This is a genomic window from Paenibacillus sp. DMB5, assembly GCF_001517085.1.
GTDB lineage: Bacteria > Bacillota > Bacilli > Paenibacillales > Paenibacillaceae > Paenibacillus_AQ.
On the sequence record NZ_LRAC01000140.1, the window covers coordinates 151,637 to 167,347 of the forward strand.

At 51.7% G+C, this 15,711-nt stretch carries 14 protein-coding genes and 2 pseudogenes; 5 read left to right on the plus strand and 11 right to left on the minus strand.

The window, feature by feature from the left end:
- Window positions 1-36: 36 nt before the first annotated feature.
- Window positions 37-1,107, minus strand: coding sequence for an ABC transporter substrate-binding protein (locus AWJ19_RS23385; RefSeq protein ID WP_068727509.1), 1,071 nt, complete (start codon window positions 1,105-1,107; stop codon window positions 37-39).
- A gap of 332 nt (window positions 1,108-1,439) precedes the next feature.
- Between AWJ19_RS23385 and AWJ19_RS23390 the strand changes: the two genes are divergently transcribed.
- The 4 genes from AWJ19_RS23390 to AWJ19_RS35380 all read left to right on the plus strand — a co-directional run bounded on the left by AWJ19_RS23390 (window position 1,440) and on the right by AWJ19_RS35380 (window position 3,979).
- Window positions 1,440-2,375 carry a C40 family peptidase gene (locus AWJ19_RS23390; protein ID WP_068727510.1) on the plus strand — a complete coding sequence of 312 codons (936 nt, stop codon included), beginning with the start codon at window positions 1,440-1,442 and terminating at the stop codon, window positions 2,373-2,375.
- 305 nt (window positions 2,376-2,680) lie between these two features.
- Entirely contained in the window at window positions 2,681-3,064 is a 384-nt protein-coding gene (locus tag AWJ19_RS23395) for a hypothetical protein (protein WP_068727512.1), read from the plus strand.
- A gap of 64 nt (window positions 3,065-3,128) precedes the next feature.
- Window positions 3,129-3,827: a YitT family protein gene (locus AWJ19_RS23400; protein WP_068727515.1), complete on the plus strand. Its 699-nt coding sequence runs from the start codon at window positions 3,129-3,131 to the stop codon at window positions 3,825-3,827.
- Window positions 3,824-3,979 carry a hypothetical protein gene (locus AWJ19_RS35380; RefSeq protein WP_157890077.1) on the plus strand — a complete coding sequence of 52 codons (156 nt, stop codon included), beginning with the start codon at window positions 3,824-3,826 and terminating at the stop codon, window positions 3,977-3,979. The genes AWJ19_RS23400 and AWJ19_RS35380 overlap by 4 nt, the downstream gene beginning before the upstream one ends.
- A gap of 102 nt (window positions 3,980-4,081) precedes the next feature.
- On the opposite strand, the gene AWJ19_RS23405 is transcribed toward AWJ19_RS35380, so the two are convergent.
- From AWJ19_RS23405 to AWJ19_RS23420, 4 genes are all read right to left on the minus strand, one after another.
- On the minus strand, window positions 4,082-4,369 hold the full coding sequence (locus AWJ19_RS23405) for a stage VI sporulation protein F (RefSeq protein ID WP_068727517.1): 288 nt from the start codon (window positions 4,367-4,369) through the stop codon (window positions 4,082-4,084).
- 66 nt (window positions 4,370-4,435) lie between these two features.
- Entirely contained in the window at window positions 4,436-6,493 is a 2,058-nt protein-coding gene (gene recG, locus AWJ19_RS23410; RefSeq protein ID WP_068727519.1) for an ATP-dependent DNA helicase RecG, read from the minus strand.
- 3 nt (window positions 6,494-6,496) lie between these two features.
- A complete protein-coding gene (locus AWJ19_RS23415) occupies window positions 6,497-7,360 on the minus strand; it encodes a DegV family protein (protein ID WP_068727521.1) in 864 nt (287 codons plus the stop codon).
- A gap of 29 nt (window positions 7,361-7,389) precedes the next feature.
- On the minus strand, window positions 7,390-9,162 hold the full coding sequence (locus AWJ19_RS23420; RefSeq protein WP_068727522.1) for a DAK2 domain-containing protein: 1,773 nt from the start codon (window positions 9,160-9,162) through the stop codon (window positions 7,390-7,392).
- Window positions 9,163-9,353: 191 nt separating this feature from the next.
- Here AWJ19_RS23420 and rpmB point away from each other — a divergent pair, with 191 nt between their 5' ends.
- Entirely contained in the window at window positions 9,354-9,542 is a 189-nt protein-coding gene (gene rpmB / locus AWJ19_RS23425) for a 50S ribosomal protein L28 (RefSeq protein WP_036686205.1), read from the plus strand.
- Window positions 9,543-9,640: 98 nt separating this feature from the next.
- Here rpmB and spoVM read toward each other — a convergent pair whose 3' ends face one another.
- From spoVM to rlmN, 6 genes and pseudogenes are all read right to left on the minus strand, one after another.
- Window positions 9,641-9,721, minus strand: coding sequence for a stage V sporulation protein SpoVM (gene spoVM, locus AWJ19_RS23430; protein WP_020431362.1), 81 nt, complete (start codon window positions 9,719-9,721; stop codon window positions 9,641-9,643).
- 205 nt (window positions 9,722-9,926) lie between these two features.
- Window positions 9,927-10,595 (minus strand): ribulose-phosphate 3-epimerase, encoded by a 669-nt coding sequence (rpe, locus tag AWJ19_RS23435; protein ID WP_068727523.1) that lies wholly within the window; start codon window positions 10,593-10,595, stop codon window positions 9,927-9,929.
- 3 nt (window positions 10,596-10,598) lie between these two features.
- Window positions 10,599-11,503, minus strand: a pseudogene (gene rsgA, locus AWJ19_RS23440) (ribosome small subunit-dependent GTPase A).
- Window positions 11,504-11,620: 117 nt separating this feature from the next.
- A complete protein-coding gene (pknB, locus tag AWJ19_RS23445; protein WP_068727525.1) occupies window positions 11,621-13,843 on the minus strand; it encodes a Stk1 family PASTA domain-containing Ser/Thr kinase in 2,223 nt (740 codons plus the stop codon).
- A pseudogene (locus AWJ19_RS23450) lies at window positions 13,840-14,615 on the minus strand (Stp1/IreP family PP2C-type Ser/Thr phosphatase). The gene pknB and the pseudogene AWJ19_RS23450 overlap by 4 nt, the downstream one beginning before the upstream one ends.
- Window positions 14,616-14,621: 6 nt before the next feature.
- The gene (rlmN, locus tag AWJ19_RS23455) at window positions 14,622-15,662 is read right to left on the minus strand and encodes a 23S rRNA (adenine(2503)-C(2))-methyltransferase RlmN (protein ID WP_068727527.1); all 1,041 of its coding nucleotides are present in this window, start codon (window positions 15,660-15,662) and stop codon (window positions 14,622-14,624) included.
- Between the last annotated feature and the right edge of the window lie 49 nt (window positions 15,663-15,711).

Below are 15,711 nucleotides of genomic sequence, written 5' to 3' on the forward strand. Positions count from 1 at the left end.
TCCCGTCCGGGATCGCCCCATAATAATGTATGGCTCTTATTGAATGATGTTGTTCCCCTGATCGGCCACTTCAGCCTTCATAGCATCTGTTACTTCAATTCCTTGGGCTGCTGCTGCCTTGAGGTTAAGAATCAGATCCAGCTTCTCCTGCATGGACACCTTCATATCACCAGGGCTTGTGCCGTTCTTCAGTACGTCTGCAGCCATTTCACCAACCTGGTAGCCATGGTCATAATACTTGAAGCCTACTGTCGCAAAAGCGCCTTTCTCAACGGTGTCGCGGTCAGCTGAGAAGAACGGCAGCTTGTTGTCGTTTGCCGTCTGGATAATGGCATCCACACCGCTTACAACTGAGTTATCCAGAGTGATGTAGAATGCATCTACACGGCCAACCAGGGATTCTGCGGCCTGCTTCACTTCGGAAGTGTTTGTAATTGCCGCCTTCACGAGCTCGATGCCGTGCTTGTCCAGCTCTTCCTTAGCAATACCAGCCATGACCACAGCGTTCGGTTCGCCTTCATTGATGATCAGCCCGAGCTTCTTGACATCAGGGAACTGGGTAGCGATAAAATTCATCAGCCGTGTAATAGCCTCTGGATTAGTATCCGACGCACCCGAGACGTTGCCGCCGGGATGCTCGAGGTCGCTCACAATCTTGGCATCCAGCGGATCAGTTACAGCTGCGAACAGAATTGGTGTATCCTTCACATTCTGTACAAGTGCCTGGGCGGAAGGCGTTGCAATTCCCAGGACAAGATCATTTTTGTCTCCGGCAATCTTCTGGGCAACTGAAAGGTTATTCGCCTGGTCTGCCTGGGCGTTCTGCAGATCCACCGTCAGGTTCTCACCTTCTACAATTCCAGCGTCCTTCAGTGCTGCCAGGAAGCCCTCGCGAGTTGCATCCAGTGACGGATGCTCTACATACTGTGAGATCGCAATTTTGTAAGATTTGGCATCATCAGTACCCGCATTGGCAGGTGCCTCCGTTGCAGCCGTTGCATTGCCGCTATTCGTTGATCCCGTGTTAACCGCATTGTTGTTTCCGCAGCCCGCTGCAACCAGCATCAGGCACAGGCCCAGACCGGCCCAAAGTTTCGATTTTTTCATCAGATATCCCCTTTTCTGTTTACGGTATCAGCGCGTGTATCAAAGTGAGCGACTCAGCATTATCGCTTTCATCTTTAAAAGCATTAAAGCAATAGCTTACACGAATCTCCCATCAAATACAGCAAATCTATTAAACTTATATTATATGTAGGTTGTTTATCCGTCAATCGTTAATCAGCAATCCAGATATTACAAAATGCGCACAATGTCAGCAGGTTCTTCCGAAATGTGTGCACCATGTAGGAACAGGAAGCGAATCCAGTAAGTTCATTCTTATAAAAGCCGTCGTTTTGCACAAACTGAAGATACAGTTTGAAGATGGAGCGTGACATATGAAAAGAACAATATACAAAAAATCTGCAGCAGCCGCACTTTTAATTGCGCTATCCCTCACAGGCAGTGCATGCGGGTATTATCAAAACGATCAGAAGCCCAAGGCTAACTCCATCACACCTTCCGGCTCTTTTGCCGGCAGTTATTACGAAAAATCTTATGTTAAGGACGATCAGGGGAAATTCTGGATTCCGTTGAAACCTGCTGCCGCCGCCCTGGGATACCGGATGAAGGATGACACCTCCAGCGGGGGCTTCGCTAAAATAGGATATACCGATGTAATGTATATGCTGAAGCCGAATTCTGCCCAGGTATTCTCGCTTGGCGACAAAGTAACCTTGCCGGATGCCCCAATCCGCCGGGACGGCCAGATCTATATTACGCCGACTTCTTTATCAAAGCTGCTGCAGACCGAAGTAGGCTGGAATCCGACTACAGGCGAGATCAATATTGCTGCTCCGACCGACAAAGATGACGGCCTTATAAATGGCAAAACATCCGGTCAGGGTACGGCCAATACACTCCGGATTCAGAGTGCTTCTGATGTCGATACCGGTGAGCTTGTTGCCTACGCCAAAAAATTCCTCGGCGTTCCTTATGATTTTGGAGCAGGCTCTTACGAGGAGACCAAGAAATTTGACTGCTCCTCTTTTACCCGCCACGTATTCAGGAAGTTCGATGTAGAGCTGCCGCGTCTAGCGCGGGATCAGGATAATAAAGGCCGGCGGGTAAGCCGTGATGAACTTAAAGTTGGAGACCTGATTTTTTTCACCGTTCCCGGACGCTTTGAGAGTGACGCTGTTCCCGGCCATGTTGGCATTTATATCGGTGACGGAAAATTCATTCATACCTGGGGCGAACCCGGTGTGCAGATCAGCGAGCTTGATACCGGCTATTGGCATAACGTCATCCTTCACATGCAGCGTGTGCTGTAAACAGCACTTTATATGCGATGCTAATAATAAACCAGCGGATGGACCGTTTAATCGGAGCCACTGCTGGTTTTTTATGCGGTTCCGGAAAATGGCAAGCCTGTAAATATTCCATCCCGGGTGGATTAAGCGCATCTTTGGCAAAAAAATTATTTGAAATCCCCTTTTACTCTCAGAAACACTTATTTACTGGTGCTAGTTCGTTTTTCCGGCACTTTAGCGGTTTCAAAACCCGTTATTCAATTGGTTCTGTCACTAAACATATGGTATGCTTAAACTACAAGATACAGCAAGGAGGTGTTTCCAAGATGGCATATTTAGCAGCTAAACCGCTTACAGTCTGGCTCCGTGCAGCGCTGGCTCCGCTTCTGCTTCTCATGACGCTCACAGCCTCAACCGGAGCGGTCAGCAGTGCCGAGCCTGAGCAATATCCGCACATTGATGAGCATAAAATGACACAGCCAGCCCGATTACATGGGCCTTTGCCGAAATCGGTGCCGATTATGCGCAGTGCTCATCATGGAAACCCTTTGCCTGTCCCTCAGGACACGGGGCTGCCTGTCTGCTTCGTCCTGCTGTATCCGCTGTTCTACAACCGTTTGAAACGGCGGCTGCTCAGGCCGCTTAAATATACATCCAATTATGTTGAATTGTACACTTCATCCAACTGTCAGACTGCCTCTTTACACTAACCTTACCGATCTGCCGCTTCGGCGGCATTAAATACAGTTTCCCTGCCGAAGGAGGAACCCTTGGATGAATCAACCTTTTGGTCATGGACTTCCGGCCCCTGCCCGTACCAAGCTGATCCGTATCCTCTGTGTGATTTGCGGAGGCCTGCTGGCTGCAGTGGGACTTGAGCTGTTCCTGATGCCGCACAAGCTGGTGCTTGGCGGTATCGCCGGCTTATCAGCCCTGCTGGCCCATCTTACCGAAATGCGGCTTGGCCTGTTTCTGTTTCTGTTCAATCTGCCGTTTATTCTGTTGTCTCGCAGGCAGATTAACCTGCGCTTTGCACTCTATACCTTGCTTGGCTTGTTCTGTCTGACAATCGGCTCCCTGGCGCTGCACCATTTTCCGGCAGTTTCCGCTGATCCGTTGATTGCTGCTGTTGCCGGAGGACTCTGCCTTGGTCTGGGAATCGGCATAATGATCCGTTCAGGCGGACTTTCCGGCAATGCCAGAGAGCAGGGCTTTCTGTTAACTGACGGCGGTCCCGCCAAGTCAGCCGAAGTGGTCATCATGCTGTTTAACTGCTGCATTCTGCTTGCCGGAGGCATGCTGTTCGGCTGGGATCAGGCGATGTACAGTATTATCGCTTATCTGCTCGCCTTTGAGGGGGTCCGCTTCTCCCTGCGCGGCCTATCCCGCTCCAGGGCGTCTGGATCACCAGCAGCCGCTGTGAGGAGATTCGCAAGGCACTCCAGCACTCGCTCAAGAGGGATGCCAAGTTGATCCAGCCCGGCGTACTGTTCTGTCTGGCGAGTAAGCTTGAGGAAGATGCTCTTACCTCCATCGTCCGTTCCTTTGACCAGGACAGCAAAATTACCGTGACCAGCAATCAGCCGGACAGCATTACTGATTGGGTGAGACGCAAAATCAGCTAAATACCTAGCAAGGTTCAGCTTATCTATGACAAAAAGACGTTCCCGCAGCTCTTTGCGGAAACGTCTTTTTGTTGTTCTTGATACCACGGCATTCCTAACGGCTCAGCGGAACATTCCCCACAGGCGGATAAGGTGAAATGTGTTATTCGGATCAATTTTCTGGGCGATGACAAACTTCACAATCTGCTCTTCCTGCGCTCCGGTAAGCTTCTCGTTAAGCACTGCCGCAGCATTCCGTACAAGCCTGCGGACTACTGCAGTATCCTGCAGTTCCTGCTTGGAAACGCCGTTAATCATGTTCTTGATCCGTTCCTTCACAGCCGGATTCTTCATCTTCAGCTTGATGCGCTCCACCAGCTGGGGACTGATTCCATATTGCTGATAACCCAAATGCAGCACCTCCCGTCATATCCAATCATTCACAGTATATGAGGGCAGGCCGCCGCATGTGCCTATTTAATCGATGATTTCCCCCTGGAATATCTGCTCAGCCTGTAAGTAACTGCGCAGCGCCGCATAATCAGCCGAGGTCCAGAAGGTGGTGTCCTTTAGCAGCATAGCGGCATCATCACGCGCCTGCTCCAGCACTTCGAAATCTGCGGTCATATCCGCCAGCCGGAATTCCGGCAGGCCGCTCTGCTTCGTTCCGAAGAAATCACCCGGCCCTCGCAGCTCCAGGTCGCGGCGTGAAACCTCAAATCCGTCATCGGTATCCGTCATGGCTGTCATCCGTTCCCGGCCGATTTCGGATTTCGGATCTGCCACCAGCACGCAATACGAAGCATGCTGGCCGCGTCCGACCCGCCCGCGCAGCTGATGCAGCTGTGACAATCCGAACCGGTCAGCATCCATAATAATCATAAGAGTCGCATTGGGAACATCAACGCCAACCTCTACCACTGTAGTGGAGACGAGGAGCTGGATTTCATTGCTGTAGAAAGCGCGCATCACTTCGTCCTTCTCCGCCGGAGTCATCCTGCCGTGCAGCAGGCCAACCCGGTAATTTGGAAAGGCCTGTGACATCTGGACATGAAGATCAATCGCATTCTGCACATCCAGCTTCTCCGACTCCTCGATCAGCGGGCAGATCAGATAGGCCTGTCTGCCCAGATCCACCTCGCGGTTCACCAGCTTCAGCACCCGCTCCATCAGATCATGCTTGACCCAGTAAGTAGTAATCGGCACACGCCCTTTGGGGCGCTCTGACAATGTGGACACATCCATATCGCCGAACACGGTTATGGCCAGCGTGCGGGGTATGGGTGTTGCCGTCATCGTAAGCACATCAGGATTATAACCCTTACGCCGGAGGATGCTTCGCTGGTTAACGCCAAAGCGGTGCTGCTCGTCCGTCACAACCAGGCCCAGCTCACGGAAGAACACATCCTCCTGGATCAATGCATGGGTTCCTACCACAATATCAAGCATCCCCATTTGCAAGGAAGCCAGCAAATCCTTGCGCTTGCGGCCGCTGACGCTGCCCGTCAGCAGTCCGACCGTAATGCCGAATGGCTCAAACATCCTTGTGAGGGAACGCATATGCTGCTCTGCGAGAATTTCGGTCGGCACCATAAGCGCCCCTTGAAATCCCGATTTAACGGAAGCATACAGTGCAATGGCAGCGAGTACCGTTTTACCGGAGCCTACATCTCCCTGCAGCAGCCGGTTCATACAGGAAGCGGAGCGCATATCCTGCAGGATCTCCAGTTCTACATGCTTTTGGGCATCTGTCAGCTCAAACGGCAGGCTGCGAACGAATTGACGCACGGTCGCATTGTCAACTGTATGCCGCACTCCATCCATTCTGCCCTGATTCAGCACCCGGAACGCCTGAACCTTCAGCTGGAACAGGAACAGCTCCTCATAGACCATCCGGCGCCGTCCCTGCTGGCCTTCCCGGGTATCCTCAGGCTGGTGAATCGTGGCAATAGCCTTTTTGCGCGGCATAAAATCATATTTACGCATGATGACCTGAGGCAGAATCTCCGGTATCAGCTCGCCGTACTGCTGCATCCCCTGATTGATCACCTTGCGCAGCCAAGTCTGGGTGATCTTGCCCCCTACCGAATAAACCGGCTGCAGTGTCCCGGTCTTGCCCTCACCGCGGTCCGGGAATTCATAATTCGATACCGTGATCTGGCTGCGCTTCTGATCCCATTTGCCGGAGATGACAATCTCTCGGCCTGCAGTCAGCTGTTCGCGGACATAGGGCTGATTGAACCAGGTAGCCGTGAACATCCAAGGCTCAGCCACCATTTTACAGCTGATCCTCGACTTCCCCCCGTACCGCTGCAATACCGGAATACCGATCACTTTGGCAATCAGGGTTGCTTTATCGCCATGCTTGACCTCACTCAGCGACTTCGGCCGGTAATCCTCATAGCGGAACGGATAATATTCCAACAAATCCTTAACTGTAAAGACGCCAAAGGCGTGAAGCTCGCTTTGCTTTTGAGCGCTCACGCCATTTATTTGTTTGACTTCAATTTGATCAAGTGATAGCAGCTTATTCATCCCCTATTTACGCGGGCCAATGAACACGGCTAGCGTCCCGTTGCCGACATGGCTGCCTACGACCGGACCAATATTGGTCAGCACCTTCTCTTGCAGAGTGAAATGCCCGGCCAATTCATTCAGAAATTCTTCGCCGTAAGCCGGTTCCGCCGTATGACCCACGGCCACGTTGATTTTGTGTATACCCGGCAGATCGTTCTTGAACAGCTCGATCATCCGGGCAACCGCCTTTTTGCGGCCCCTGACCTTCTCCACCGCATAGATAATCCCTTCGTCATCAATCGAAAGAATCGGCTTTATATTCAGCAGGGTGCCGAGAAAAGCGGATGCTTTCCCGATTCTGCCGCCCTTCTGCAAATATTCAAGCGTATCGACCAGAAAGTACAGCTTGCGGGACTGCCGCAGCTTCTCAACGACGTCCAGTATTTCAGCCGGCCCTTTGCCTTCCGCAGCCATCCGGCCTGCAGCTACTACCATGAACCCGAAGCCATAGGAAGCGGACAGCGAATCCACAACTGTGATATGGTTCCCTTCCTCCTCAAGCATCGACTTGGCAAGCACTGCGGACTGATAGGTTCCGCTTAGCCCGGATGAAATATGAAAGGACAGAACCGGGCTGTCCGGATAGCGCTCCATAATGCTGCGGTACACATTCATGTACTCGACCGGTGACGGCTGCGAGGTTGTCGGCAGCTGCTGTGAGCGGGGAAGACGCTCATAGAATTGCTCCGGTGTCATATCCAGATTATCCCGGAAAGCCTGTTCGCCGAACATTAGCGTTAGCGGCACGACCTCAATGCCGTATGCCTCCGCCAATGACGGCGGGATATCTGATGTGCTGTCTGTGACAATAACCGTACGATTCATGGATTTCCTCCCCAAACTATAATATCAACCTATGGCTCTACAGAGAAAAGATAGTAGTACAGCGGCTGTCCGCCTTCGTGTACTTCCACTTCGACCTGCGGATAAGTTTCCTCAAGCCAGCTGACAAGCGATTCTGTAATCTCTTCATCAGCTTCAGCGCCGGTTAACACAGTGACAATCTCATCACCATTAACCAGCATTGTAGCAAGCAGCGCCTGGCTTGCCGCCAGCAATTCGTCGGATGCTGCTACAATCTTCGAATTGGAAATCCCGATGAATTGTCCGGATTTGATCTCAAGCTCTTCTATAACCGTATCCCGGACCGCATTGGTTACCTGTCCAGATTTCACCTGGGAGATGGCTTCCAGCATGCTTTCTGTATTGGTCTCAACGGCATCGTCTTCCTGGAAGGCAAACGCTGCTGCAATCCCTTGCGGAATACTCTTGCTTGGAATAACAGTAACCTCACGTTCGCCTTCAAGCAGATCTTTGGCCTGCTGTGCTGCAAGGACGATATTAGAGTTATTCGGCAAAAGATATACATGCTTGGCAGAGATCGAGGAAATAGCATTTACAAAGTCCTCGGTGCTCGGATTCATCGTCTGACCGCCAGCCAGCACGACATCGACACCAAGACTTTTAAAAATCTCGGAAATGCCGTCTCCGGATGATACAGCAATGAAGCCGTAAGGAGCGAGGTCATCAGCCGGAGGAACCGCAGGTGCCTGCACCGTGCTGTGCTCCTTCGGAATCTCGGCGAACAGCTCAGGCATTGGCGCAATATCCATTCCGGCCGTCAGCAGGTCACGATGCTGCTCACGCATGTTCAGGATATGAATCTGGGTAATTTCCCCGTACAGCAGCGCGAGGTTAAGCACATCACCCGGAGTCTTCGAATGCACATGAACCTTAATGGTTTCGTCATCGGAAATGACGATAATCGAGTCGCCGTTGACTGATAACGCTTTCCGGAATTTTTCTTCATCGAAATTTGCGCCGGTACCGCCAAGCTGGCGGTTAATGAAAAACTCCATATCATATAAGAACTCAATATCTTCCGTATGAAGCTGGGATTGGGCAGAGGACTGCACAGATGAAGGTACATTTACCGGCTTGGTCAGCACAGGCGCCGCTGCGGCAGATGCGGGAGCTTGTCCCTGTACAGTGTGCTGCACAGCCGTGCTTCCGCTGGTCAGATACTGATGGAATCCTTCATAAATGTAGACCAGACCCTGTCCGCCGGAATCCACTACGCCGACCTGCTTCAGAACAGGCAGCAGCTCCGGGGTATTAGCCAGCGCTTCTTTGGCTTTGGCCAACACTTCCGTCATCAGCTCCGTAATATCGGTAGTACGGCGCGCAAAATAGACGGCATGTCTGGCTGCTTCTTTGGCAACGGTAAGAATGGTGCCTTCTACAGGCTTGACCACTGCTTTGTAGGCTGTATCCACACCGGTCTGCAGCGCTGCTGCGAACTGCTGCGTGTTCAGCTCATCATATTGGGCGGCGTAGCGTCCAAGACCTCTGAACAGCTGTGACAAAATAACGCCGGAGTTCCCCCGTGCGCCCATCAACAGGCCTTTGGATAGTACTCCTGCACATTGACCGACCGAGGCGGTATTATTCTTTTTCAATTCGTTCGCACCTGCGGTCATCGTCAGATTCATATTTGTTCCTGTATCTCCATCCGGTACCGGAAATACATTCAAGGAATTGACGTGCTCTGCATGCTGCTGCAGCTTCTCCGCGCCGGCAAGTACCATTGCGGTAAAATCTGCTCCGTTTATAGAACGCTTACTCAATGAGAATTCCCCTTCCTAACTTCATGCCTAATCAATTCGATGATTAACTGGACATAATGCACTAATTTATATTGTACTATAAGAGCTAAAAGAAATAAATGTTTTTGAATTGGTTGACGAAGCAAATTTTGCTGTGATATTATATTTAAGTATTGTTTTATGCAGGTGTAAGTAACAAGGAGGTGTAATCTATGTCCCGCAAATGTGCAGTAACTGGCAAGAAGCCGAGCAGCGGTAACCACGTGTCTCACGCTAACAACCGCAACCGTCGTTCTTGGGGAGTTAACGTTCAGAAGGTCCGCATTCTTGTGAACGGCAAACCGAAACGCGTGTACGTCAGCACCCGTGCTTTGAAAGCCGGTAAAGTTGAGCGCGTTTAGTCTTGGAATTTTTCCAGGATCTTTCATATGAATGAAGCAAAAAGCACCCTTTACATTCGTAAGGTGCTTTTTTTCATGTTTTCTGTTCTGTTATAAACTCAGCTCTTCTGAAACGTGTTCAAGATTGCTTTAACAAAACCTCCCAAAAATCTTGGCAGCTTAAACGTGTAAAATTTCATTATTAACCCTCCCATCAATTGTTGCCGTACGGTAGGAGACTACCCGGATTTCATATTACTCATATAACCCTGACGAGGTGCAGACCTCCCTTGAAGTACAAAAAAAGGCTACATGAGATTTCTGCTCATGTAACCATATTTATGCGGCCATAACTTGGCCTATAACCTTTATCGGTTAATCCCCTTAATGCTTGCTTCAGTTGGACTATCGGACTGCAGCCTCTGCAGCCTCCCGGATGGCCTGTATGGCGGCTGCACGGTCAGGACGTCCAAATACGGCATTGCCGGCAACCAGCACATCTGCGCCTGCCTCAGCCACCAGTCCTGCTGTATCCTCTGCTATCCCGCCGTCCACCTCGATCCGCAAATTAGGATGATTGATTTCAGCAGCCCATTCACGGATCTGCCGGATTTTACGCAGGGTATTCGGTATAAAAGCTTGTCCGCCGAAGCCCGGATTTACCGTCATTACCAGCACCATGTCTACATCCTCAAGCACTTCACGCACAGCCGAAGCCGGTGTTGCCGGGTTGATGGCTACACCGGCCATCAATCCGAGCTCTTTAATCTGATGGATTACCCGGTGAAGATGAACACATGCTTCTGCATGCACAGTAATAACGGAGGCGCCGGCAGCAGCAAAGTCCGCGATATATCGTTCCGGGTGTTCAATCATCAAATGAACATCAAGTGGTAAAGACGTATGTGCTTTTACTGCTTTGACAATCGGAGGGCCGAGTGTAATATTCGGCACAAAGTGGCCGTCCATTACATCAACATGTATCCAGTCTCCGCCGCTGGCCTCAGCAACGGCAACCTCAGCACCGAGGGCAGCAAAATCAGCGGATAAAATGGATGGGGCTAGTAAGATCATAAGTTAGTACCTCCGTTTCTTGTCCTTCATCTCATTATAAAACAGCTTGTAATGCTCGTAGCGGCTGTCCGCAATTTCTCCGGCCTGCCAGGCCTCTATAACCTTGCAGCCCGGCTCATGCAGATGGCTGCAGCCGCGAAACTTGCAGCTCTCCGCATAAGAAGCGAACTCCCGGAAGCAGACGGACAGCTCCTCCACTCCCAGCTCCAGGAAATCCAGCTGGCTGAAGCCGGGAGTATCCGCTACGAATCCCCCGCTCCCGATATCGATCAGCTCGACATGACGGGTCGTATGGCGCCCGCGGCCCAGACGCATGCTGATTTCACCTGTCTCCAGCTCAAGGCTGGGTACAAGCCGGTTCAGCAGTGTTGATTTGCCGACACCAGACTGTCCGGAGAACACACTGATTACCCCGGCCAGTCTCGTTCGCAGCTCCTCGCTGCTGAGCCGTTAAGGGAACTGGTGACCAGTACCTCGTAGCCGATTTTTTCATACAGCTCCTTCACCTGGGCCGTTGCCTGCCCGTCATCCTCAGCCAGGTCCTGCTTGGTCAGTACAATCAACGGCTCCAGTCCGGAGTGCTCGATATGTACCAGAAATTTATCCAGCAGATTCAGATTCATATCCGGCTCACGAACAGAAAACAGCAGAACGGCCAGCTTGACATTGGCAACCGGCGGCCGGATCAGCTCGGATTCGCGGGGGAGGATTTCGTCAACCATCCCCTCGCCGTTCTCAGTCAGAATATAAATAATACGGTCGCCTACTAGCGGTGAAGTCCCTTTTTTCTTCAGGATCCCCCGGCCTCTGCACTGAACTGCCTCTTCTTCTGTCACAATATTTCCTTCATGCAGCGGCTTCACGTAATAATAGCCGCTCAGCGCTTTAATGATTATACCTTCAGGCATACATAATGAGCCTTCCTCTCCTGATTTTGCGCAAATGACCCAAGCTTAAATTCAACCCGGGTCACTCTGCTGCCGCAGCCGGCCCTGTTGTACAGGAATGACTGCTGCTTATATCTGTTAATGGTCTTTGCTCTTGTCCTTATTATTACCGTTCCCGGCACCTTTACCATTCCCGGCCTGCTTGCCCTGGACCGCTTTCTCACTCAGAAATCCAGTCTGGTCAACCTCACCCGTATTCTCACCTTCCCCGGAATCCGGCGGCAGAATCTCCGGCTCGATTGTCGGATCAGGCGGTGCCTGGGTCGGCGCAACGGTCGGCTCAGGCGTCTGGGTTGCAGGCGGCTCTGGCTGCTGTACCGTACCATTCTTCGCATCTGAATAACGGACTTCAAAGGCCTCGATATATTCACCGTCCTGATAAATGGAAACCGCCCCGTCCTTATTAGGTGCAAGAACCAGATTCACGGACAGCACCTGAGTCTTGGCAATTGTCCGTGTTCCCCATTCCTGAGGCTCACCGTCATTGCGTGCATCGGAATAAACAATCCGGATTTTGGTCTTTTTGCCTTCACTGGATGGTGCCACCGGCACATTGAACGTATAATTCAGCGCTTCCGGCGGGTATCCGGTACTTAATGACACAGAAATCTTATCGCCCGGGGATACCAGATCCCCTTGCTCATAAGGCCACTGCTTTGTAATTTTTCCTTTTTCGATGGAATAGCTGGTATCCTCGCTGACTTCATCCAGAACCAGCCCCATCTCTTCCAGGATGGCTTTGGCTTCATTCTGTGTCTTGTTCGTCAGGTCAGGCATCGGCTTGCTCTCCTGGCCTTTGCTGACAAATATAACAAACGAGGCTGTATCCGGATCATACTCACTGCCTTCAGCCGGCTCGGAGCCGATAACCTGGCCTTCAGGAAAGTCTTCGCTGAACCGCGGGTCCTGGCTGATCCGGCTTTGGTCCACACCATCCGCCACCAGTGCTTTTACAGCATCCTCATAAGTTCCGCCGGTAAGCTTCGGCACGTTCGAAGTTGGCTTGGCCGTACTAACCGTAAGAATAATGTGAGTGCCTTCCTTGACCACAGTGCCTTCCTTCTTATTCTGCTCCCAGACGACATTCTCGCCAAAGTTAGGATTGTACTGCTGCACTACCGGGTCTTCCACTATAAGCCCGATTTCATCGAGCATTGCAGTCGCCTCTTCAAGCGAATGGTTAGTTACATTAGGCACAGTTACTTCTGCAACAACCAGCTGTGACCTGACATACCAGGCAACACTGCCCATTGCAATCAGCAGGAGCAGCGTTAAGCCGACCCATAATGCCGGCATGCCCCATTTCCGCTTCCCTTTCGGCTGGACCGGAACGTCCTCATCATCCTCAATCCGGCGCATCCGGTCCTCTCCGCCTCCGCTGCGGCTGCCCAGTGTGTGCTGGATCGGCTTGATTGCCGGAATAATCCGGGTCCGTTCTTCATCATCGTCATCATGAAATGATGCCTTGGCCTCACTGCGCCGTTCCGGCTGCAGGCAGGTCTCCAGATCATGAAGCATCTGCTTAGCTGACTGATAGCGCTCGTCCGGATTTTTGCGCATGGAACGCAGGATTACATTCTCAACGCTCTGAGGAATCAGGGGATTCAGCACACGCGGCTCCTCAAATTCCTCCTGCAGATGTTTGAGCGCTACACTGATCGGGCTTTCGCCCAAAAAAGGCAGCACACCAGTCAACATCTGGTAGAGTACAATGCCGAGTGAATACAGATCGGATTTCTCCCCGGTCGTTACCCCCTTGGCATGCTCCGGTGAAAAGTAGTGCACTGAGCCGACTACTGAGCCTGTCTGCGTTATGGTGGTTGAAGTAACCGCACGGGCAATTCCGAAATCTGTTACTTTGACCCTTCCGTTACGGCCGATCAGAATGTTATGAGGCTTGATATCCCGGTGGATGATCTGGTTCTGATGAGCATGATCCAGCGCATCGCAAATCTGGGATGCGATCCTTATGGCTTCATCTACCTGAAGCGGTGCCCGTTCTTTGATAATCTCGTTCAGGTTCTTGCCTTCCACATATTCCATAACAATATAATGCACATCCTCTTCCTGGCCTACATCGTAGATGCTGACCACGTTGGGATGCGACAAGGAAGCTGCCGACTGCGCCTCGCGCCGGAAGCGGCGGATGAACTCCTCATCATGCACAAACTGGTTTCTTAGTACTTTTATGGCGACGTTCCGGTTAAGCAGGATGTCATGGGCTCTGTATACAAGCGCCATGCCGCCTCCCCCGATCCGCTCGATGACTTGGTAACGGCCGCCCAATTCGTGACCGATCATCTATTCCACTCCTTTGTCTCGGGCACAGCGGCCTCTCCTTGATGTTCTAACATAGCGACGCTGATATTATCGCCGCCACCGGCAAGCAATGCCAGTTGAAGTAAGCGGTCCGCTCTTTCCTCTAAAGGGATCTCATGGATGCCCGCGACCTTGCCCAGATGCTCCTGGCTGACAAAATTGCTCAAGCCGTCACTGCACAGCAGCAGCAGCTCACCTGGAGCAAGGCTTACAGGAGCCACATCCGCCTGTACCTCGGCATCCGTTCCCAATGCCCTGAGCAGCACATTACGGCGCGGATGACTGCCGAGTTCCTCCAGACTGATCTGGCCGTTTTTGAACAGCTCATTGACCAGAGTATGATCCTCGGTTAACTGAATCGCGGCACTGTCTTTGATTAAATAAGCTCTGCTGTCCCCGATATGGCCGATATAACCTTCAGCCCCGTTAAGCAAAGCCGCAACGACAGTAGTCCCCATGTTATGGTACTTCTCATCACGGGATGACTCAATAAAGACCGTACGGTTGGCCGCAATGATTGCGGAAGACAATGCTTCACTGAGCTCTCCGCCCGCCTTATCAGGCGGCAGATCGTCCAGCGTGTTACGCATGGTCTCCAGAGCTAGCCGGCTGGCCGTATCTCCGGCCAGATGTCCCCCCATCCCATCGGCGATAATACCAAGGGTATAACCGTGGCGCGTAGCGCCTATCCAGACCGAATCCTCATTGACGGTACGTACCGTCCGACATCGCTGGCATGAACTGTTCTGATCAAATATCCTCACCCCAACTCCATATGTTTGGCGCGCAGCTGTCCGCATGCGGCCGCAATATCATGGCCCTGCTCACGGCGGATTGTAACGTTCACGCCATGGTCGGCCAGGATACGCTGAAATTCAAAAATATCATTTCGGGAAGTCCGCACGTACTTGCGCTCCGGCACATGGTTAACCGGAATCAGGTTTACGTGGCACAGCATCGTCTTGAGAACACCGGCCAGTTCCTTGGCATGCTCGGGCTGGTCATTAACCCCGCCGATAAGAGCATATTCAAAGCTGATGCGGCGGCCTGTCTTGGCCTGATAGTAACGCAGTGATTCAATTACATCATCAAACGGGTAACGCCGGTTAACCGGCATCAGCTTGGAGCGCAGCGCATCATTAGGCGCATGGATAGAAATCGCCAGATTGATCTGGGTGTCTTCGTCGGCGAATTTGTAGATGTTCGGTACAATACCGCTTGTAGAGACAGTTATGTGCCGTTGTCCGATATTCAGCCCCTTTTCATGGATCATCAGCCGCAGGAATCTCATGGTAGCATCGTAGTTCTCGAACGGCTCGCCTGTACCCATAATTACGATACTGCTGACACGCTCGCCCCGGGTATCCAGAATTTGCTGGGAGCGGACCACCTGGGCAACAATTTCACCGGCAGTCAGGTCGCGCTTCAGTCCGCCCAGCGTGGAGGCGCAGAACGTACATCCGATCCGGCAGCCTACCTGAGTCGTAACACATACGCTGTTACCGTAATTGTGTTTCATAATAACTGTTTCGATTGCATGATCATCATGCAGGCCAAACAGGAATTTCACTGTTCCGTCCTTGGACTCCAGCTTCGTAATTTCAGTCAGGGCGTTGATTCTGAACTGTTCATCCAGCTTTGCACGCAGCGCCTTGGACAGGTTGCTCATCGATTCAAAATCATTAACCCGCTTGACGTAGAGCCAGTCAAAGATCTGTCCCCCGCGGAAAGCCGGTTCTCCGTTGTCCTTTGCCCACTGCTGCAATTCTTCTAAAGTAAAATCATATATTAAAGGTTTCATTATTATTAGCACCTGTTCTTTCATCAAATTATATTCTTAAGGATATGCG